Origin of the sequence: Streptomyces tritici, from assembly GCF_048500665.1 — a bacterium.
GTDB lineage: Bacteria > Actinomycetota > Actinomycetes > Streptomycetales > Streptomycetaceae > Streptomyces > Streptomyces tritici.
In genome coordinates this window covers 4,488,949-4,507,844 of sequence record NZ_CP183183.1, presented here as the reverse complement: position 1 = coordinate 4,507,844, position 18,896 = coordinate 4,488,949, and the positions used below count along the sequence as shown (strand labels likewise).

At 73.7% G+C, this 18,896-nt stretch carries 24 protein-coding genes; 9 read left to right on the top strand and 15 right to left on the bottom strand.

What is annotated here, in order from left to right; genetic code table 11:
* Positions 1-47: 47 nt before the first annotated feature.
* Positions 48-215 (bottom strand): DUF3117 domain-containing protein, encoded by a 168-nt coding sequence (locus ACNJ93_RS21090; protein ID WP_003966491.1) that lies wholly within the window; start codon positions 213-215, stop codon positions 48-50.
* 319 nt (positions 216-534) lie between these two features.
* Here ACNJ93_RS21090 and ACNJ93_RS21085 point away from each other — a divergent pair, with 319 nt between their 5' ends.
* Positions 535-1,335 carry an enoyl-CoA hydratase/isomerase family protein gene (locus ACNJ93_RS21085; RefSeq protein ID WP_418958977.1) on the top strand — a complete coding sequence of 267 codons (801 nt, stop codon included), beginning with the start codon at positions 535-537 and terminating at the stop codon, positions 1,333-1,335.
* Positions 1,336-1,409: 74 nt separating this feature from the next.
* Here ACNJ93_RS21085 and ACNJ93_RS21080 read toward each other — a convergent pair whose 3' ends face one another.
* Together ACNJ93_RS21080 and ACNJ93_RS21075 are read right to left on the bottom strand one after the other, a co-directional pair.
* The gene (locus ACNJ93_RS21080) at positions 1,410-1,985 is read right to left on the bottom strand and encodes a DNA-3-methyladenine glycosylase I (protein WP_418958976.1); all 576 of its coding nucleotides are present in this window, start codon (positions 1,983-1,985) and stop codon (positions 1,410-1,412) included.
* On the bottom strand, positions 1,985-2,335 hold the full coding sequence (locus ACNJ93_RS21075) for a hypothetical protein (RefSeq protein WP_418958975.1): 351 nt from the start codon (positions 2,333-2,335) through the stop codon (positions 1,985-1,987). The genes ACNJ93_RS21080 and ACNJ93_RS21075 overlap by 1 nt, the downstream gene beginning before the upstream one ends.
* A 108-nt stretch (positions 2,336-2,443) precedes the next feature.
* On the opposite strand from ACNJ93_RS21075, the gene folP reads away from it, so the two are divergent.
* On the top strand, positions 2,444-3,304 hold the full coding sequence (gene folP, locus ACNJ93_RS21070) for a dihydropteroate synthase (protein WP_418958974.1): 861 nt from the start codon (positions 2,444-2,446) through the stop codon (positions 3,302-3,304).
* Between the two features lie 79 nt (positions 3,305-3,383).
* On the opposite strand, the gene ACNJ93_RS21065 is transcribed toward folP, so the two are convergent.
* From ACNJ93_RS21065 to dapE, 4 genes are all read right to left on the bottom strand, one after another.
* Positions 3,384-3,662 carry a hypothetical protein gene (locus tag ACNJ93_RS21065; protein ID WP_418958973.1) on the bottom strand — a complete coding sequence of 93 codons (279 nt, stop codon included), beginning with the start codon at positions 3,660-3,662 and terminating at the stop codon, positions 3,384-3,386.
* A gap of 4 nt (positions 3,663-3,666) precedes the next feature.
* Positions 3,667-4,248 carry an RNA polymerase sigma factor gene (locus tag ACNJ93_RS21060; protein WP_418958972.1) on the bottom strand — a complete coding sequence of 194 codons (582 nt, stop codon included), beginning with the start codon at positions 4,246-4,248 and terminating at the stop codon, positions 3,667-3,669.
* Between the two features lie 238 nt (positions 4,249-4,486).
* Positions 4,487-5,239, bottom strand: a complete 753-nt coding sequence (locus ACNJ93_RS21055) for a TIGR00730 family Rossman fold protein (RefSeq protein WP_418958971.1) — start codon at positions 5,237-5,239, stop codon at positions 4,487-4,489.
* Positions 5,240-5,321: 82 nt separating this feature from the next.
* On the bottom strand, positions 5,322-6,413 hold the full coding sequence (gene dapE, locus ACNJ93_RS21050; RefSeq protein ID WP_418958970.1) for a succinyl-diaminopimelate desuccinylase: 1,092 nt from the start codon (positions 6,411-6,413) through the stop codon (positions 5,322-5,324).
* Between the two features lie 146 nt (positions 6,414-6,559).
* Here dapE and ACNJ93_RS21045 point away from each other — a divergent pair, with 146 nt between their 5' ends.
* Entirely contained in the window at positions 6,560-7,501 is a 942-nt protein-coding gene (locus ACNJ93_RS21045; protein WP_418958969.1) for a hypothetical protein, read from the top strand.
* Between the two features lie 36 nt (positions 7,502-7,537).
* Here ACNJ93_RS21045 and ACNJ93_RS21040 read toward each other — a convergent pair whose 3' ends face one another.
* Complete coding sequence (locus ACNJ93_RS21040) at positions 7,538-8,251, bottom strand: DUF2625 family protein (protein ID WP_418958968.1); 714 nt, start codon at positions 8,249-8,251, stop codon at positions 7,538-7,540.
* A 309-nt stretch (positions 8,252-8,560) separates the two neighbouring features.
* Here ACNJ93_RS21040 and ACNJ93_RS21035 point away from each other — a divergent pair, with 309 nt between their 5' ends.
* Entirely contained in the window at positions 8,561-8,923 is a 363-nt protein-coding gene (locus ACNJ93_RS21035) for an ATP-binding protein (RefSeq protein ID WP_418958967.1), read from the top strand.
* A gap of 55 nt (positions 8,924-8,978) precedes the next feature.
* On the opposite strand, the gene ACNJ93_RS21030 is transcribed toward ACNJ93_RS21035, so the two are convergent.
* A complete protein-coding gene (locus ACNJ93_RS21030; protein WP_418958966.1) occupies positions 8,979-9,797 on the bottom strand; it encodes an MBL fold metallo-hydrolase in 819 nt (272 codons plus the stop codon).
* Between the two features lie 25 nt (positions 9,798-9,822).
* On the opposite strand from ACNJ93_RS21030, the gene ACNJ93_RS21025 reads away from it, so the two are divergent.
* Entirely contained in the window at positions 9,823-10,338 is a 516-nt protein-coding gene (locus ACNJ93_RS21025; RefSeq protein ID WP_418958965.1) for a winged helix-turn-helix transcriptional regulator, read from the top strand.
* Here the strand turns inward: ACNJ93_RS21025 and ACNJ93_RS21020 are convergent.
* Positions 10,319-11,425: a bifunctional succinyldiaminopimelate transaminase/glutamate-prephenate aminotransferase gene (locus ACNJ93_RS21020; RefSeq protein ID WP_418961476.1), complete on the bottom strand. Its 1,107-nt coding sequence runs from the start codon at positions 11,423-11,425 to the stop codon at positions 10,319-10,321. The two genes, ACNJ93_RS21025 and ACNJ93_RS21020, sit on opposite strands and share 20 nt — an antisense overlap.
* A 96-nt stretch (positions 11,426-11,521) precedes the next feature.
* Positions 11,522-11,842, bottom strand: a complete 321-nt coding sequence (gene fdxA / locus ACNJ93_RS21015) for a ferredoxin (RefSeq protein ID WP_031078476.1) — start codon at positions 11,840-11,842, stop codon at positions 11,522-11,524.
* A gap of 114 nt (positions 11,843-11,956) precedes the next feature.
* On the opposite strand from fdxA, the gene ACNJ93_RS21010 reads away from it, so the two are divergent.
* Positions 11,957-12,967, top strand: coding sequence for a GNAT family N-acetyltransferase (locus tag ACNJ93_RS21010; protein ID WP_418958964.1), 1,011 nt, complete (start codon positions 11,957-11,959; stop codon positions 12,965-12,967).
* Between the two features lie 4 nt (positions 12,968-12,971).
* Positions 12,972-13,802: a transglutaminase-like domain-containing protein gene (locus ACNJ93_RS21005; protein ID WP_418958963.1), complete on the top strand. Its 831-nt coding sequence runs from the start codon at positions 12,972-12,974 to the stop codon at positions 13,800-13,802.
* 42 nt (positions 13,803-13,844) lie between these two features.
* Here ACNJ93_RS21005 and ACNJ93_RS21000 read toward each other — a convergent pair whose 3' ends face one another.
* Positions 13,845-14,420 carry a TetR/AcrR family transcriptional regulator gene (locus tag ACNJ93_RS21000; protein WP_418958962.1) on the bottom strand — a complete coding sequence of 192 codons (576 nt, stop codon included), beginning with the start codon at positions 14,418-14,420 and terminating at the stop codon, positions 13,845-13,847.
* Positions 14,421-14,524: 104 nt separating this feature from the next.
* Between ACNJ93_RS21000 and ACNJ93_RS20995 the strand changes: the two genes are divergently transcribed.
* Complete coding sequence (locus tag ACNJ93_RS20995; protein ID WP_418958961.1) at positions 14,525-15,406, top strand: NAD(P)-dependent oxidoreductase; 882 nt, start codon at positions 14,525-14,527, stop codon at positions 15,404-15,406.
* Between the two features lie 23 nt (positions 15,407-15,429).
* Here the strand turns inward: ACNJ93_RS20995 and leuE are convergent, their stop codons facing one another.
* Positions 15,430-16,083, bottom strand: coding sequence for a leucine efflux protein LeuE (gene leuE / locus ACNJ93_RS20990; RefSeq protein WP_418958960.1), 654 nt, complete (start codon positions 16,081-16,083; stop codon positions 15,430-15,432).
* Positions 16,084-16,260: 177 nt separating this feature from the next.
* Between leuE and ACNJ93_RS20985 the strand changes: the two genes are divergently transcribed.
* Positions 16,261-16,884 (top strand): NADPH-dependent F420 reductase, encoded by a 624-nt coding sequence (locus ACNJ93_RS20985; RefSeq protein ID WP_418958959.1) that lies wholly within the window; start codon positions 16,261-16,263, stop codon positions 16,882-16,884.
* A 15-nt stretch (positions 16,885-16,899) separates the two neighbouring features.
* On the opposite strand, the gene ACNJ93_RS20980 is transcribed toward ACNJ93_RS20985, so the two are convergent.
* The gene (locus tag ACNJ93_RS20980) at positions 16,900-17,835 is read right to left on the bottom strand and encodes an AraC family transcriptional regulator (RefSeq protein WP_418958958.1); all 936 of its coding nucleotides are present in this window, start codon (positions 17,833-17,835) and stop codon (positions 16,900-16,902) included.
* 60 nt (positions 17,836-17,895) lie between these two features.
* Positions 17,896-18,822: an NADP-dependent oxidoreductase gene (locus ACNJ93_RS20975; RefSeq protein WP_418958957.1), complete on the bottom strand. Its 927-nt coding sequence runs from the start codon at positions 18,820-18,822 to the stop codon at positions 17,896-17,898.
* Between the last annotated feature and the right edge of the window lie 74 nt (positions 18,823-18,896).

The window sequence follows — 18,896 nt, the reverse complement described above, 5'->3', positions numbered from 1 at the left end:
CAAGGGGCCGTGCCGGGGCGGTGCGGAATCCGTAATGCCTTGTCGCGTCAGCCGACGACCTTCTTCAGCGCGTCGCCGAGCGCGTCGGCCTCGTCCGGGGTCAGCTCGACGACAAGCCGACCGCCGCCTTCGAGCGGAACGCGCATGACGATGCCCCGCCCCTCCTTGGTCACCTCGAGCGGGCCGTCGCCCGTCCGCGGCTTCATGGCCGCCATGCTCGTTCCCCTTCCTGAAACCAGCTCATCGTCGCCGACGGCTGCCCCGGGTGAGGAGCACGCGTCACCGGCATCGAACACATTGCTTCCAGGTCATTATCCCGCATCGACAGACCCGATGACCAACATCGGTCGGCATCGCTTAGGCAACGCGCTCTCGCAAAACCGCCCATTTCGGCGATCGGCCTGCGATACTTCGCCGCCGTGGCTCCCGGCCGGAACGTCGAATCTTTGACGCACCTCACATGTTCCGGGAGGGGGGACTCCGCCATGCTGGTCGGATCAGCGATCAACGATGACCGTGCGAAGGGGATCTTTCATGGCCGACACCGTCCTGTACGAGGTGAGCGACGGGCTCGCCACCATCACGCTCAACCGGCCCGAGGCCATGAACGCGATGAACGTGGCGGCGAAGGTCGCGCTCCGGGACGCGGCGGAGGCGGCCGCGGCGGATTCGGCCGTTCGGGCGGTGCTGCTGACGGCGACGGGGCGGGCGTTCTGCGTCGGACAGGACCTGAAGGAGCACGTGGGCCTGCTGATGTCGGACAAGGAGTCCGGCTCCACGGACACGATGAGCACGGTCCGGGAGCACTACAACCCGATCGTGCGGGCGCTGACCGGCATGAAGAAGCCGGTGGTGGCGGGCGTGAACGGCGTCGCGGCCGGGGCCGGCTTCGGCTTCGCGCTGGCGGCCGACTACCGGGTGGTGGCGGACACCGCGTCGTTCAACACGTCGTTCGCGGGCGTGGCGCTGACCGCCGACTCGGGCATGTCCTGGACGCTGCCGCGGCTGATCGGGGCGAGCCGGGCGTCGGACCTGCTGCTCTTCCCGCGGTCGATCTCGGCGCAGGAGGCGTACGAGCTGGGCATCGTGAACCGCCTGGTCCCCGCGGCGGACCTGGCCGCGGAGGCGCTGGCCGTCGCGCGCACCCTGGCGGAGGGCCCGACGGTCTCGTACGCGGCGCTGAAGGAGTCGCTGGCGTACGGCGCGGACCACTCGCTGGACGAGGCCCTGGACAAGGAGGACGAGCTCCAGTCGAAGGCGGGCGCGTCCGAGGACCACATGATCGCCGTCCGGGCCTTCCTGGCCAAGGAGAAGCCCCGGTACCTCGGTCGCTGACCCCTGCCGGACGGCGGCCTAGGGGGTGTCTCGTCGATCATGCCGGGCTCCCGGCCTGATCGACGAGACACCCCCTAGCGCATCGCGCAGTCCTGGAGGTGGTCGTTGACCAGGCCGCAGGCCTGCATCAGGGCGTAGGCCGTGGTCGGGCCGACGAAGCGGAGGCCCTCCTTCTTGAGGGCCTTCGACAGGGCCGTCGACTCCGGGGTCACCGCCGGGACGTCCGCCAGGGTGCGCGGGGCGGGGCGGTCCCCGGAGGGGGCGTGGTTCCAGATCAGGGTGTCGAGGTCGCCGGGGGCCCAGGTCGCGAGCAGTTTCGCGTTCGCCAGGGTCGCGTCGATCTTCGCGCGGTTGCGGATGATGCCCGCGTCCGCCAGCAGCCGCTCGCGGTCCGCCTCGCCGAACCGCGCCACCTCGGCGATCCGGAAGTCCGCGAAGGCCTTCCGGAAGCCCTCCCGGCGCCGCAGGATCGTGATCCACGACAGCCCGGACTGGAACGCCTCCAGGCACAGCCGCTCGAAGAGCGCGTCGTCGCCGCGGACCGCCCTGCCCCACTCCTCGTCGTGGTACGCGACGTAGTCCTCGGCCGACAGGCCCCAGGGGCAGCGGAGCCGGCCGTCCGGTCCGGCGATCGCCGTGCCGTCCGCCATCACTCCTCCTCCTGTGCGGGCTTCTCGAACAGGTCGGGGCGGGAGACGGCCTGGGCCTGCGCGCCCGCGAGCGCCGCCTCCAGCTCGGCGATCCGCGCGTCCCGCTCCGCGAGCTCGGCGCCCAGCCGGGCCAGGACGTCGTCCACGTCCGCCATCCGGTAGCCGCGGGCCGCCACCGGCAGCCGCAGCGCCTCGATGTCGGCCCGGCCCACCGGCCGCGTGGCCGGCAGCGGGTCCACCAGGCCCTCCGGCGCGGCCTCGGGCAGCACCTCACCGTCGCCGCCGCCGACCACCACCAGGGTGACCGCCGCGACGACCACGACCATCGCTACCGCCAAGAACCAGAACACAGCGCGCCTCTCCCGGTGTGGAATTCGTCCCGTGCCGATCGTGCCATGCGCCACCGACAGCTAGGGTCGCAGGCGAAGAGAGCCGAGGGACGAGGGAGGACAAAGGGGATGCTGCGCTTGGGGCGGCGGGAATTCGGGCCGCACGAGCCGGTGATCATGGCGATCGTCAACCGGACCCCGGATTCGTTCTACGACCAGGGCGCCACCTTCCGCGACGAGCCCGCCCTCGCCCGGGTCGAGCAGGCCGTCGCCGAGGGCGCCGCGATCATCGACATCGGCGGGGTCAAGGCCGGTCCGGGCGAGGAGGTCACCGCGGAGGAGGAGGCCCGCCGGACCGTCGGCTTCGTCGCCGAGGTGCGCCGGCGTCACCCGGACGTGGTGATCAGCGTCGACACCTGGCGGCACGAGGTGGGCGCCGCCGTCTGCGAGGCCGGCGCGGACCTGCTGAACGACGCCTGGGGCGGCGTCGACCCCAAGCTCGCGGAGGTCGCGGCGCGGTACGGGGCGGGGCTCGTGTGCACGCACGCGGGCGGGGCGGAGCCGCGTACCCGGCCGCACCGGGTCGAGTACGAGGACGTCATGGCCGACATCCTGCGCGTCACGCTGGGGCTGGCCGAGCGGGCCGTGGCGCTGGGCGTGCGGCGGGACGGCATCCTGATCGACCCGGGCCACGACTTCGGCAAGAACACCCGGCACAGCCTGGAGGCGACGCGCCGGCTCGGCGAGATGACGGAGACCGGGTGGCCGGTGCTCGTGTCGCTGTCCAACAAGGACTTCGTCGGCGAGTCCCTGGACCGGCCGGTCAAGGAGCGGGTGATCGGGACGCTGGCCACCACCGCGGTCTCCGCCTGGCTCGGGGCGCAGGTCTACCGCGTGCACGAGGTGGCCGAGACCCGGCAGGTCCTCGACATGGTCGCCGCCATCGCCGGCCACCGCGCCCCGGCCGTCGCCCGCCGCGGCCTCGCCTGAGCCGAGCCTGTTCCCCGCCTGATCCACGCCCGGCGGCCCGCCTCCCCCCGCTCGCGAGGCGGGCCGGCCCGGGCGCGGCCTACTCCGCCCGCGTCAGCCGGCAGACCCCGTCCTCGCAGGAGCGCTTCAGGCGGCCGCGGCTGATCGTCTGGGCCAGGCCGACCGCCCAGCACGTCGGGCAGCCGCGGAAGGCGAGCAGGCTGAGCGGGGCCGCCAGCAGCACCAGCGGGCCGAGCGAAGGGACCAGGGCGAGCGGGCCGGCGATCAGCGCCAGACCCAGGGCCCCCCGAGCCAGGTGGCGCGGGACGGAGGCGCTGGAGTAGTCGCGCGGCTCCGGGGCGGTGCGTGCGGTCGTCACGTCCTCACTCTCCTTCTCGTACGGGTCGTACGGGCTCGGCCGGCGGCTCCAGGGCGCGCCGCAGCGCCGCGCGCGCCCGGTGCAGCCGCGATTTCATCGCGGCGGTGCTCAGGCCGAGCATGTCGGCGACGGTCCTGCCGGGCAGGCCCTGGACGTCCCGCAGGACCAGGACCTGCCGCAGCTCGCGGGGCAGCGCCCCGATCGCCGCCGCGATCCGCTCCGCCTCCAGGCGGTGCAGCACCGCCTCCTCGGCGGACGGTTCGGGGTCGGGCTCGGTCCGGTCCGGCGCCGGGGCGTCGCGGGCCGCGACGAGCAGCCGTACGTGCCGGAGGCACTCGTTGCGGACGATCCGGAACATCCAGGAGGCCAGCGCGCCCGTGGCCCGCAGGGTGCCGATCTTCCGGTACAGGATGATCAGCGCCTCCTGCGCCGCGTCCTCCGCGTCCTGCGGCGAGGCGCACAGCGACCGGGCGAACCGGCGCACGTGCGGCTGGGACTCCAGGACGACGGCGGTCAGCGAGCCGGTGTCGCCGTCCTGGGCGGCCTTGATGAGCCGGTCGTCCGGCCAGGTGAAGGGTCGGTTCATGGCTCGCTCAGCCCCGGCCCCTCCGGCGGCCCAGCAGGTGCCAGGCGCAGGCGCCCACGAGCAGCGCGCCGAGCACGGCGATTCCGGCGACCATCATGGTGCTCATTCTGGTGTTCTCCTCTCGTCCACCGGCCCGTGCGGCCGGTCACGGGGACAAGAGGGCGCCGGGCCCGGAAAGGATTCATCCTTCCCGGGCCCGATCCGCGCTTTCAGCGACCGGTCTCCTTCGAGAACCGGGTCAGCGGCCGGTCTCCTTCGAGACCAGCGCCACGGCCTCGTCCACGTCGTCGGTGACGTGGAACAGCAGCAGGTCCTTCTCCGAGGCCTTGCCGCCCGCCACCACCGAGTCCCGCAGCCAGTCGACCAGGCCCTTCCAGTACTCCGTCCCGAACAGGACGATCGGGAAGCGGGTCACCTTGCGGGTCTGGACGAGGGTCAGCGCCTCGAAGAGCTCGTCGAGGGTGCCGAGCCCGCCCGGGAGGACGACGAAGCCCTGCGCGTACTTCACGAACATCGTCTTGCGGACGAAGAAGTAGCGGAAGTTGACGCCGATGTCGACGTGCTGGTTGATGCCCTGCTCGAAGGGCAGCTCGATGCCGAGGCCGACGGAGATGCCCTTGGCCTCCCGCGCCCCCTTGTTCGCCGCCTCCATCGCGCCCGGGCCGCCGCCCGTGATCACCGCGAAGCCGGCCTCCACCAGCGCCCGGCCCAGCCGGACGCCCGCCTCGTACTCGGGCGAGTCCGGGCGCGTTCGGGCGGAGCCGAAGACGCTGATCGCGCTCGGCAGTTCCGCCAGGGCGCCGAAGCCCTCCACGAACTCCGACTGGATGCGCATGACCCGCCACGGATCGGTGTGCACCCACTCGGAGTCGCCCTCGGTGTCCAGCAGCCGCTGATCCGTGGTCCCCGGCACGATCTGCTCACGGCGCCGCAGCACCGGGCCCAGCCGCTGCTCCTCCGGCCTCGCCGCACCGCTCTCGGGCATACCCATGGCCTGCTCCCTCCACCGATGTTGCCGATGTTGTCCGGTCAGCCTAGGTCGCCGGAGGTGACAAAAAGCGAAATTCCGGCGGTCAGGCAGTCAGCCAGTCGCGGAGCCGCGCCTCGCAGTGCCTGATCTTGTCGACGAAGACGTGCTCGTCGCGCTTGTGCGCGTACAGCGGGTCACCGGGCCCGTAGTTGACCGCGGGCACACCGAGCGCGCTGAAGCGGGCCACGTCGGTCCAGCCGAACTTGGGCCGGGCGGCCCCGCCGACGGCCTTCATGAACGCCTGGGCCGCGGGGTGCGAGAGTCCGGGGAGCGCACCCGGGCTGTGGTCGTCGACCACGAACTCGGTGACGCCGCAGTCCGCGAACACCTCCCGTACGTGCGCCTCCGCCTCGGCCATGGAGCGGTCGGGCGCGTAGCGGAAGTTGACGGTGACCGTGCAGGCGTCGGGGATGACGTTGGTGGCCACGCCGCCGTCGATGAGGACGGCGTTGAGGCCCTCGCGGTACTCCAGCCCGTCGATTACCCGCTTCTGCGGCTCGTACGCGGCGAGGCGGGCGAGGATCGGGGCGGCGGCGTGGATGGCGTTGGAGCCCATCCAGGAGCGCGCGGAGTGGGCGCGCTCGCCCTCCGTGCGCAGGTGGACCCGGAGCGTGCCCTGGCAGCCGCCCTCGACCTCGCCGAGGCTGGGCTCCAGGAGGATCGCGAAGTCGCCCTCCAGCCAGTCGGGATGGGCCTCGGCCACGTGCCCGAGGCCGTTGAGGTGGCCGGCGACCTCCTCGTTGTCGTAGAAGACGAAGGTGAGGTCGCGGTTGGGCGCGGGAACGGTCGCGGCGATACGGAGCTGGACGGCGACGCCGGACTTCATGTCGCTGGTGCCGCAGCCCCACAGGATGCCGTTCTCGTCGAGGCGGGAGGGCACGTTGTCGGCGATCGGGACGGTGTCGATGTGGCCGGCGAGGACGACGCGCTCGGCGTGGCCGAGGTTCGTGCGCGCGACGACGTTGTTGCCGTGCCGGTCGACGGTGAGGTGCGGCAGCCCGCGCAGGGCCTGCTCGACGGCGTCCGCCAGCGGCTTCTCCGTCCCGCTGACGGAGGGGAAGTCGACGAGCGCGGCGGTGAGGGCGGGGCCGTCGAGGGCGAGGTCCAGGGCGGGGTACGAGGTGCCGGTCTGCATGCGGTCGACCCTAACGCCCGCCGCCGCGGAGCCTCCCGCGGTTTCCGGCGGCGGTCGGGCGGTGCTCGGGCGGTGGTCGTGCGGTGCGCGTGCGGTGACGCGGACGGGGTGGCCGGGCCGTAACCGGACTCCAGTACGGTGACCCCGTGCCCGAGTCCGCCCCCGCTTCCGCCTCGTCCGGTCGCCCGCCCCGTCGCCGCGGCCGTCTCGCCCGTTTCACGGCCGCGACCGCCGTGCTGCTCGGGCTGGCCGCCTACGTCTCCGTCCACTACGTGACGGGCGGGAAGGGCGCGCCCCGGTGCAGCGTGGGCACGGGCCAGAACACGTACGCGTTCACGCCGGAGCAGGCGTCGAACGCGGCGACGATCTCCGCGGTCGGCACCACGCGTGGCCTGCCCGAGCGGGCGGTGACCATCGCGCTGGCGACGGCGCTGCAGGAGTCGGCGCTGCGCAACATCTCGCACGGCGACCGCGATTCGCTGGGCCTGTTCCAGCAGCGGCCGTCGATGGGCTGGGGCACGCCGGAGCAGATCCTCGACCCGGTCTACTCGTCGGGGAAGTTCTACGAGCACCTGGAGGACGTGCCGGGCTACTCGCGGCTGCCGCTGACGGTGGCCGCGCAGAAGGTGCAGCGCAGCGGTTACCCGCAGGCGTACGCGAAGCACGAGCCGGACGCGACGCTGCTGGCGGCGGCGCTGACGGGGCGCTCGGGCCCGTCCCTGTCGTGCACGGCCCGCCCGTCGGACGGCCGCGCCGGCGACCCGGCGAAGGTGCGGGACGAGCTGGTGCGGGCCTTCGGCAAGGACCTGGCCCCGAAGCTCCTGGTGCGCGCGGGCGGGGGCCGCAACGCGGCCGGCGCACCGGCCGCGACGCTCGTGTCGGTGCCGGTCCGCGAGACGTCGGTCCCGGCGGAGCAGCGGGGCTGGGAGCTCGCCAACTGGGCGGTGGCCCGTGCGGAGTCCCTGCGCATCGAGGAGGTCGCGTACGCGGGCCGCGTCTGGCGCGCCGCCGACGTCTCCGGCACGTGGACGAAGGCCGCCTCCGGCGACACGACCGCCGGTACGGTCCACATCCGCGTCGCGCAGTAGCGCCGGGCCTCCGGCGCGGGCGGCCCGGGCGGCGCCTCAGACCTCGCCGAGGAAGCCCGGGTGGGCGGGGCCGAGCTGTCCGGCCGTGTCGGCGGCGAAGCCGAGGACTTCGCGCATGGGGACCGGGCTGCGGCTGGTGGCGGCGAGGTCCGCACGGGCCTCCACGGACCACAGGGGCGGGTAGACCGTGATGCCCTGGGCGAGGGTCAGGGCCGCCGCCTCCTCGCGCCAGCCGGGCCAGCGCAGGCCGGTGTAGAACTCCTCCGTGCCGCCGTCGAGCAGCCAGGCGAGCCAGCCGGAGTGGCCGGTGCCGAGGGACTCCCAGGCGAGGGTGTCGGGCGCGAAGTACGTCATCTCGCCCGGCTCGCCGGGGCGTCCGGCGGCGGCGGGGTGCGCGCCGTTGAGGGCGAAGACGCCGCCGAGGACGTCGTGGGCGACGACCAGGCCCGTCGCGGGGTACCAGGCGGGCTCGAACGTCTCCGGGAAGGCGTTGGCCCGGGCCAGGCTCGGCAGGACCTTGCCGCCGCCGAACACGCGCAGCCAGCCGCCGTCCAGGAGCAGGCCGCCGGTGCGCAGCGCCACCGCGCCCAGCGTCGAGCGGGCGGTGACCTGCATCTGGAGCAGCGAGCGGTGGGCCTCCGCCGGGTCCGGGGGCAGCACCTCGACCGGTACGGAGCCCGCCTCGATCCACGCCTGGAGTTCCGGCCACGCCGGGTCGGCCACATCGGTGAGTTCGTCGAGCGTCCGCATGCGGAGATCGTCGCATCCTTCAGGGCGGGCATCCGTGCGAGGGGTCGCCCCTGCGGGGTATTCCGGTCGGCCGGCCGGTCCGCCGCCGACGGCGTCCCCGGCGGGGCTGCGCGGGCGGGCGCGGAGCCTTGCCGCGCAACCAGGAAAACGGTTCCTCTCCGGGGGCTCCGACCAGGCGCTTCGCCCGGGTTTCGCACCGTCGGATTATGCGACGCGTTACCAAGTCTTTACATTGCGTCGCCGCAACCTCTCCCTCCCCCGCCGCGGTTGTCTGGGCGTCAACCTCGTCCCCTCCGTCGAAGGAGCAACATGTCCCTCCCCCTGAGCCGTCGGATCGCCCGCGCCGCACTGCTTGTCGCGGCGGGAGCCGCTCCCGTGGTCGGTGCGGCCGGCGTCGCGGGCGCCGCGGAGCTGCCCGTGGCCGGTGGGCTGTCCGGGCTGACGCAGCTCGACCCGAGCAGCGCCTCCTCGGCCGTCGACACCGTCGGCAAGACCGGTGAGGTCGCCACGCCGCTCGCCAAGGAGGCCGCCGGCGACGCGACCGGCGGTGCCGGAAAGCTCGTCGACGGCGCCGGCGACAAGCTTCCGACCGACAAGCTGCCCACGCAGGGCCTGCCCACCGAGGGTCTGCCGACGTCCGGCCTGCCCACGAACGGCCTGCTCGGCGGCTGACCCGCGCCGGCACCCGCGAAGGGCCCGGGAGGCATCGCCTCCCGGGCCCTTCCGGCTACCCGAGCACCGTCTCCCACGGGTCGTGCGCGCTGAACACCGTCACCTCGTCCCCGTGGTCGCGGCGCAGCGCCCGCAGCCGGTCCCGCGTCGCGAGCCGCGCCCCGGCGCCCGTCTGGGCGCCCTCCTGGACCGGTTCGAACGCCGGGTGCGCGAGCGGCGGCGTCGCCTCGATCTCGCCGCGGTGCATGTACGCGTCCCCCGCGTGCAGCTGCCACCGCCCCGCGCCGTCCCGCACCGCCACGCCCGCGTGGCCCGCCGAATGCCCCGGCAGCCCCACGAGCAGCAGCTCGCACTCCAGCCCCCGCGGGCGCGCCACGTCCCCGAAGCCGAACCACGCGCGCCCGTCCGGCACGGCCGGCGTCAGCAGCGGCCCGTGCGCCCGGTGGGCCGGTACGAAGCGGTCGAGCGTGTGCCGGTGGTACGGGTCCGCCGGGTCGGTGTACGCGCGGTGCTCGGCGGGGTGCAGGTGCACCCGCGCCCAGGGGAAGTCCGGCAGCCCGCCGGTGTGGTCGCGGTGCAGGTGCGTGAGCACGATGTGCCGCACGTCCCCCGGCGCGTACCCGAGTCGCTCGACCTGCCGCAGCGCGGGCTCCCGCGGGTCGCAGGCCGGCTGCGCGTACGCCGCCCAGTCCGCGCCCAGCCGTCCTCCGGGATCCTCCAGGTCGGCGGTGCCGAGGCCGGTGTCGACGAGCACGAGCCCGTCCGCGTCGGTCTCGATCAGCAGGCAGCGGCAGACCGCGGCGCGGGCGCCGCCTTCCGCGCCGAGGGGCGGAATCTCGCGCAGGGAACCGCAGTTGAGGTGGTGGATACGCATGACCGGGACGTTAGGAAGGGCTGTCGTGACTCACCAAACGGTTGGCCACGGGCGACCGCAGACCGCGGAGCCCCACGACGCCCCGGAACCCGACGCCCCAGAACCCCACGACGCCGTGGAGCGCCACGCCCCGGAGCCCCGCGCCGGCGCGCTCGCCGACTGTCCCGACGACGCCCTCGTGCCGCCCGGCCCGGGCCGGGCCCCGGACTGCCCCGTGGACGTGACGCTCGCCGCGCTGGCCGGCCGGTGGACGCCGCTGGTGCTGCGGGAGTTCCTGCGGCGGGAGCGGGCCGCGTACTCGGAGCTGGCCGCCGCCCTGCCCGCCCTCTCGGACAAGGTCCTGTCCGACCGGCTGGCGCAGCTGACCCGCGCGGGCGTGATCGAGCGCCACCGCAGCCCCGGCTGGCCCCCACGGGTCCGGTACGTCCTGACCGCGCGGGGCCGCGCCCTGGAGCCGGTGGTGCACAGCATGTGGGAGTGGGGCGCGGCGGGCGATCCCGCGCGCCCCGACTACCCCGGCCCTACGCCCCCAGGCGCTTGACGGCCGCCGCCACGCGCTCGTCGGTCGCCGTGAAGGCGACGCGGACGAAGCGCTCCCCGGCCGTGCCGTAGAAGTCGCCCGGCGCGACGAGGATGCCGAGGTCCGCGAGGTACGCCACCGTGTCCCAGCACGGCTCGTCCCGCGTGGCCCAGAGGTACAGGCTGGCCTCGCTGTGCTCGATCCGGAAGCCGTGCGCCTCCAGCGCCGCCCGCAGGGCCGAGCGCCGGGCCGCGTACCGCTCGCGCTGCTCGGCCACGTGCGCGTCGTCGCCGAGCGCCGCCACCGTCGCCGCCTGCACCGGCGCGGGCGTCATCATCCCGCCGTGCTTGCGGATCTGCAGCAGCTCGCCGAGGACGGCCGCGTCACCGGCGACGAACGCCGCCCGGTAGCCCGCCAGGTTGGAGCGCTTGGAGAGGGAGTGGACGGCGACGATGCCCTCGTACGAGCCCCCGCACACGTCCGGGTGCAGCACCGACACCGGGTCGGCCTCCCAGCCCAGCTCCAGGTAGCACTCGTCGGAGAAGACCAGCACGCCGTGCTCGCGGGCCCACGCGACGATCCGCGTGAGCTCGTCCTTCGGCAGCACCTTCCCGGTCGGGTTGGACGGGGAGTTGAGCCACAGCAGCCGCAGGCCCTCGGGGTCGAGCTCCGTCGGGTCGTCGTAGACCACCGGCTCCGCGCCGCACAGCCGCGCCCCGACCTCGTACGTCGGGTAGGCGAGCCTCGGGTACGCCACCTTGTCGCCCGCGCCGAGCCCGAGCTGCGTCGGCAGCCAGGCCACCAGTTCCTTCGAGCCGACCACCGGCAGCACGTTCCCGTGCCCGAAGCCGACCGCGCCGAGCCGCCGCTCGCACCAGCCGCTGATCGCGTCGCGCAGCGCGGGCGTGCCCCACACGGTCGGGTAGCCGGGCGAGTCCGCGGCCGCGACCAGGGCCTGCTGGATCAGCTCCGGCACCGGGTCGACGGGCGTGCCGACGGACAGGTCGACGAGGCCGTCGGGGTGCGCCAGGGCGGTCTTCTTGTACGGCTCCAGCTTGTCCCAGGGAAAGACGGGCAGTCGGGACGAAACAGACGGAACGGCGGACACGGTGCTCACTTTCTCCTACGGACGGAACCGCGAAAACGCCACGGCCCCGCACGGCGGACACACCGTACGGGACCGAGGGCGCGCGATCAGCGCTGATCAGCCGTTCTGCGGCGGCAGAGCGGCGATGAAGGGGTGGTCGCGCTCGATGAGGCCGAGCTTCGAGGCGCCACCGGGCGAACCGAGGTCGTCGAAGAACTCGACGTTCGCCTTGTAGTAGTCCTTCCACTCCTCGGGAGTGTCGTCCTCGTAGAAGATCGCCTCGACCGGGCAGACCGGCTCACAGGCCCCGCAGTCGACGCATTCGTCCGGGTGGATGTACAAGGACCGCTGGCCCTCGTAGATGCAGTCGACGGGGCACTCCTCGATGCACGCCTTGTCCTTGACGTCGACACAAGGCTGCGCGATGACGTAGGTCACGCTGTCGTTCCTCCTCGGTAGGGCTGGCTCTGCGCGGGAGCGCGGCGTCGTCGATGCCCGCCCCTAGTATCTCCGTTCTTGGAGACGATCCGAACAGGAGGGGCGGGGAGAGCCGTGGAATTCACCGGCGGAGGGCTGCTCAAGGTCCGCATTACCGGCTCTGACGTGGGCAAACGCGTCTCCGTCCGGTATGCGACACACGCTTCGGGGACCGGGGCGGCGTTCGCTGACGCGGTGGGCGTTCTCGCATCCTGGGACGCGGGTGTGCTCGTGATCACACGCAGGACCGGCGAGAGCGTCCGCATCGCGGAATCCGCCCTGGTCGCGGGCAAGGTGGTCCCTCCGGCGCCGGCCCGCCGACGGGGTCCGGCGGCCTCCTTCGAGGAGCTGGCGCGGGTCACCGCGCGCGCCTGGGAGCCGGTGGAGAGCGAGGCGCTCGGCGGGTGGACGCTGCGGGCCGCCGCGGGGTTCACCCGGCGCGCCAACTCGGCACTGCCGCTCGGCGATCCGGGCCTGCCGCTGGACGACGCCCTTGAGCGCGTACGGGACTGGTACGCGGCCCGCGGCCTGCCGGCGTACGTGCAGGCGGCGACGGGCGCGGCGGGCACGCAGGAGCTGCTCTGCGCCGAGCTGGAGCGGCGCGGATGGACGCGGGAGATGTCCGCGCAGGTCCAGACGGGCGGGCTCGCGCCCGTCGCCGACCTGGACGCCGACGTCTCCGCCGTGCGGCTGGACCGCGGCCTCGACGAGCAGTGGCTCCGGCGCTACCAGCGGTTCGGTGTGCCCGGACCCCATGTGCTGCAGGTACTGCACAGCGGCCCGAGTGTGTGGTTCGCGTCCGTACCGGGCACGGGTTCCATACCGGCGGCGATCGGGCGGTGTGTGGTCGACGGCCGCTGGGCCGGGTTCATGGCGGTGGAGGTCGACCCCGAGCACCGCCGGAAGGGCCTGGCCACGGCGGTGATGACGGCACTGGCCCGGCGGGCGCTGGACGAGGGCGCCTCGGCGGCCTGGCTCCAGGTGGAGTCGGAGAACGGCGGCGCGCGGGCCATGTACGCGGGGATGGGCTTCGAGGTCCATCACCACTACCACCACTACCGGGCGGGCGAGGACGGTCGGGGGTGAGCCGGTGACCGACTGGGGTCAGGAGTTCGCGGCGGAGGCCCGGACCGAGCGTCCGGACCTCACCCGGCTGTGCCTGCTGCTGGGCGCGGCCTGCGACCCGCTCGCCACGCAGCAGGACCTCGACGACGCGGACGTGGAGCTGGACCGGCTCGCCGGGCTGCTGCCGTACGGGACGCGCTCCCCGCGAGCCTGGGCGGCGGCGCTCGCCGGACTCCTCGGCGGCCGGGAGGGCTTCCACGGCGTGCCGGCGGACTACGAGCGCCTGGAGTCCTCGCTGCTGCACCACGTCCTGCGGCGGCGGCGCGGGCTGCCGATCCTGCTGTCGGTGATCTGGCTGGAGGTGGCCCGGCGGGCCCACGCGCCGGTGTACGGGGTCGCCCTGCCCGGCCACTTCGTCGTCGGCCTCGGCGACCCGCTCGCGCCGCTGGAGGACCAGGTCCTGGCGGACCCGTTCGCCGCAGGCCGCGAGCTGACGGCGCGGGACGCGGAACTGCTCGTGGCGGGGGCGACGGGCGAGACCCTGGACCCGTCCATGCTGCAGCCGGCCGACCCACTGGACATCGTCCGCCGCATCCTCAACAACATCCGCGCCTGGGCCGCGCCGCGCCCCGAGCGCTCGGACCTCGCCCTGATCGCCCTGGACCTGCAGCTCCTGCTGCCCTCCCACCCCGCCCGCCTGCGCTACGAACGCGCGGAACTCCTCGTCCAGCGCGGCGAGTTCCTGGAGGGCGCGGCGGAGATGGAGTCCTACGCGGACGTCGTCGCCGCCGTCGAGCCCACGATCGCGGACCGCCTCCGCACCCGCGCGAAGGCGGCCCGGGCGATGCTGAACTAGGGGCGCGCCGAGCCGAGTGCGCTGCCGGGGCTAGACGCGCGCCTACGCCCGGTGGGCGCGGATCAGGAGGGCGAGTTGGCGGCCCGCGACCTGGAGGGGTTCCTCGGTGCGGGTGACCTGGGCGGTGACCTCGGCGCCTTCCAGGGCGGAGATGACGGTGCTCGCCAGTTCGCGGGCGCTCTGGACGGGGAGGCCGCCGCGCAGGAGCTTGTCCTGGACCAGCTGCTCCCAGTCGCGGAGGGCGTCGGCGCAGGCCTGCTGGATCTCCGAGTCGGTGCCGAGCGTCTCCAGGGCCGCCGCCGTGACCGGGCAGCCGTCGGTCCAGCCCGACGCGCGCAGCTCTTCGGCCAGTCGCCGGGCGCAGGCCGTCACCGCCTCCGCGGGGTCGTCGTCACTGTCCAGCGCCTCCCGCAGGAGCGTCGCGAACTCCTCGCCGCTGTGCCGGATCGCGGCGACGGCCACGGTCTCCTTGCCGCCCGGGAAGAAGTGGTAGACGGAGCCGAGGGTGGCCTGCGCCTCCTGGGCGATCTGCTTGATTCCCGTGCCGACGTAGCCCTGCCGCTGCAGGAGGCGTGCGGCGGCGACGACGATCCGGTCCCGTGTGCTGCTGGTCTGCATGCCGCCACAGTAGCGGGCCACTGAGTAGAGCGCTCGTTCTAGAGCTGTGGTACGTTCCTCCCGTGCTCTAAATAGAGCGTTCGTTTTAGCGAAGGGATCCCCTCATGCGCAGCACCCGGCAGTCCGTCACCGTCATCGGCCTCGGCCCCATGGGGCAGGCCATGGCCGGGGCGTTCCTCGACCGCGGCTACGACGTCACCCTCTGGAACCGCACCGCCTCCCGCGCCGACGCCCTGGTCGCCCGCGGCGCGGTGCTCGCGCCCAGCGTGAAGGACGCCGTCGCCGCCAACGAGCTGGTGATCCTGAGCCTCACCGACTACGACGCCGTGTACGCCACGCTCGGGCCCGCCGAGGCCGCGCTGAGCGGCCGGGTCCTGGTCAACCTCGGCTCCGACACCCCCGAGAAGGCCCGGGCCGCGGCCCGCTGGGCCGCCGAGCGCGGCGCCGTCCACCTGACCGGCGGCATCACCGTGCCGCCCTCCGGGATCGGCAAGGCCGAGTCGTCGACCTTCTACAGCGGCCCGCGCGAGGTCTTCGACCGGCACCGGCCCGCGCTCGAAGTCATCACCGGGCGCTCCGACCACCGGGGCGAGGACCCGGGGCTCGCCGCGCTCATGTACCAGATCGGCATGGTCATGTTCTGGACGTCCATGCTGAGCTACTGGCAGGCCGTCGCCCTCGCCGACGCCCACGGCATGAAGGCGGCGGACATCCTGCCGCACGCCGTGGAGACCGCGAACTCCCTGCCGGGCTTCTTCGCGTTCTACGCCGACCGCATCGACGCCGGCGTGCACACCGGCGACGTGGACCGCCTCGCCATGGGCAAGGCGAGCGTCGAGCACGTCCTGCGCACCAACGCCGACGCGGGCGTCGACACCGCGCTCCCGGCCCTCCTCGTCGACGCCTTCCGGCACGGCATGGACGCCGGCCACGCGGCGGACAGCTTCTCCAGCCTCGTCGAGCTGCTGAAGAAGCCCGCGGCGTGAACCCGGGCGGGCGACGGCGGGCCTCAGCTGCTCGTCGTCGCCAGCTTCGCCGCGAAGCCGAGGAACAGGGCTCCCGCCCCCGACGTGAGCCCCGCCGACAGCTTCCGGCGGCGGCGGAAGTGGGCTGCCAGGTACGTGCCGCCGAGGATCAGCGCGGAGACGTACGCGACGCTGATGGCCTGGTAGACGAGCGCGAGCAGCGCGAACGACAGGCCCGGGTGCGGGTAGGCAGGGTCGACGAACTGCACGAAGAACGAGACGAAGAACAGGATCGCCTTCGGGTTCAGGACGGTGATCACCACCGAGCGCCGGAACAGCCCGCCCGTCGGCGGCTCGCCCGCGGCCGTCGGCTCCTGCGCGTCCCGCTCGCCGCGCCGGCGCCACATCGCCCACGCCGCGCGGATCATGCCGACGGCGATCCAGGTCAGATACCCGGCCCCCGCGTACGTGACCACGGCGAACAGCAGCGCGTTGGCCTGCAGCAGCGAGGCGAGCCCCGCCGCCGTCGCCGCCATCAGCAGGGTCTCCCCCAGGAACACCCCGGCCGCGGCCCGCCATCCGGCCCGTACGCCGAGCCGGGCCGCGACCGCCAGCGTGAAAAGGGAACTCGGCCCCGGCAGCAGAATGATCAGCAGCGCCCCCAGAGCGTAGGTGGGCAGATTCTCCACTCCCGGCATCCCGGCCCCTTCGGCTCGCCCGCCGGCCCCGGCGGCCGGCCGTCCCGCCCCAGAAGATCCCGAACCCCCAGAGCGGGCAAGGCAATTACCGGCACTCCCGACCTAGGCCCTTGGTGCGGGTGCGGACGGGGCCACAGCCCGATCCGGTACGGCACGGGCCGCGGATAGCTTCCGGGCATGCGTATCGGACTTCTTGGCACAGGAAATGTCGCCCGCGCTCTGGCCCACGGCTGGAAGGGCGCCGGACACGACGTCCTTCTCGGTTCGCGCCGGCCCGAGGAGCGGACGGACCTCGGACTCCCCGTGGCGAGCCTGGAGGAGACCGTCACCCACGCGGACGTCCTCGTCAACGCGACCCCGGGCAACGTCTCCCTGGACCTGCTGCGTTCCCTCGGCGCGCGGGCGCTGGCCGGCACCCTCCTCATCGACGTCGGCGTCGGTCTCTCCGACGACTACACCGAGCTCTCCCACCCCAACAGCAGCCTGGGCGAACAGATCCAGGAGGCGTTCCCCCTCACCCCCGTCGTCAAGACGCTGTGCACCATGGACTCCACCGCCATGACCGCCCCGGGCGCGCTCGACGGCGCCAGCACCGTCTTCCTCTCCGGCGACGACGCGGAGGCCAAGCGGACCACCGGCCGCCTGCTCACCGACCTCGGCTGGCCGGAATCGTCCCAGCTCGACATCGGCGGCATCACCACCGCCCGCGGCCAGGAGCACTTCGCCTTCCTGTTCATGGGCATCGCGGGCGGCCTCGGCAGCCACACCTTCAACATCAAGGTCGTGCCCCGCCGGGACTGAGGCCCGCTCCCGCCGTCAGGCCGCGCGCACCTCGCGGCGGTAACCGCCCGGGGCCTGCCCGTACTCGCGCTTGAAGGCCTTGGCGAAGGCGTACTCGGAGCCGTAACCGGTGCGCGCGGCCACGGTGGACAAGGGGGCCTCGGACTCCCGCAGGAGCCGTGCGGCGGTCGTCATGCGCCAGCGGGTCAGGTACGCCATGGGCGGCTCGCCGACCAGGTCGTTGAACCGGCGGGCGAAAGCCGCACGGGACAGGCCCGCTCGGTCGGCCAGCGACTCCACGGTCCACTGGGCGTCCGGCTTCGCGTGGATCGCCGCCAGGGCCGGCGCGACCGCCGTGTCCCCGAGCGCGGCGGCCCAGCCCTTGGCCTGCACGGCCGGACGTTCCTCCAGCCAGGCGCGCAGGATGTACAGGAGCAGCGAGTCGATCAGCGCGGGCACGATGCCGGCCGAGCCGGGCCGCGGCTGTTCCAGCTCGGTGCGCAACAGCTGTATGGCAGCGGCGAGTTCGGGGTGCCGGAGAGGGTCCGCGGGCAGGTGGATGATCTCCGGCAACTGCCGTACGAGAGGGTGCGGGCGGGCCTGGTCGAGGTGGTAGTTCCCGCACAGCAGGTTGGTGCGGGGGCCGTCGCCGCCGACGGTGACCGTGCCGAGCGGGGAGCCCGGACTGAACTGGGACTCCCGCTCGACCTCGGCCGGGGTGTCGGGATGGTCGGCCAGGATGTGCCCGCGCCCGTCCCGCAGGAAGACCACGTCGCCCGGACCCAGCGGGAGGGACGGCTGCGGCGCCGCGTCCTCCAGCGGGACGAGCCAGCACGTACCCGACAGCACCACATGGAACCCCGCGCCGGCCACCGGGGGCAGCCGCAGCCCGAAGGGCGCCCGTCCGGTGGTCCGGACGGACACGGGCCGACCGGTGCGCATCGAGGCCAGCACCTCGGTGAGGATGTCCAACTCCCGCCCCTCTTCCCGGCTTTCCCCGATCGTCCTCCGCCGCACTCTAACCCGCCCCGCTCAGGCCACGGTCAGGACGACCTTGCCGCGCGTGCGGCCCGAACCGACCAGCTCATGGGCCTTCGCCGCGTCTTCCAGCGGGAGCGTCGCGGAGACGTGCGGGCGGATGCGGCCGGCGTCGATCAGGGCCGCGATCGCCTCCAAGGAGGCGTAGTCCGGCTCGACCGAGATCCCGGCGAAGCGGCGGTCCTCCTTCTCGACGCGGGCGGCGAGCTCGGTGTTCCAGTGCTCCATGATGCTCACCAGGGTGCCGCCGGGCTTCAGGACGCTCAGCGCGCGCTCGCCCTCGGAGCTGGAGTCGAAGACGACGTCGACGTCCTTGACCGCTTCGGTGTAGTCGGTGGTGCGGTAGTCGATGATCTCGTCCGCCCCGAGGTCGCGGACGAAATCGTGGTTCGCCGCGCTCGTCAGCGCTATGACGTGCGCCCCGCGCGCCTTGGCGATCTGCACCGCGAAGTGCCCGACACCACCGGCCGCCCGGTGGACCAGCACCCGCTGCCCCTCGGCGACCCCCGCCGCGTCGACCAGGCCCTGCCAGGCCGTGAGGGCGGCGAGCGGCACGGCGGCGGCCTGCACGTGGTCGAGCGTCGCGGGCTTGCGGGCCACCTGCCGCGAGGGCACGGCCACGTACTCGGCGTAGCCGGTGGCGGCGCGCGGGAAGAACGGCATGCCGAAGACCTCGTCGCCCACCTTGAACCGGGCACCGGGTCCGACCTCCTCGACGACACCGGAGATGTCCCAGCCCACCCCGAACGGCGGCTCGCCGAGCAGCGGGTAGTCGCCGGAGCGCACCGCCACGTCGACCGGGTTGACGCCGCTCGCGTGCACGCGGACGAGGACCTCGCCGCCGAGCGGGGCGGGCTTGTCGGTCTCGGCGAGCTGGAGGACCTCGGGGCCGCCGAAGGACTTCTGGATGACAGCACGCATGGTGAACTCCCTTTTGCAGTCGTGGAATCGGGGCGAGCGCCCCTCGTCTGCGTCCACATTAGGAAGATCGAACG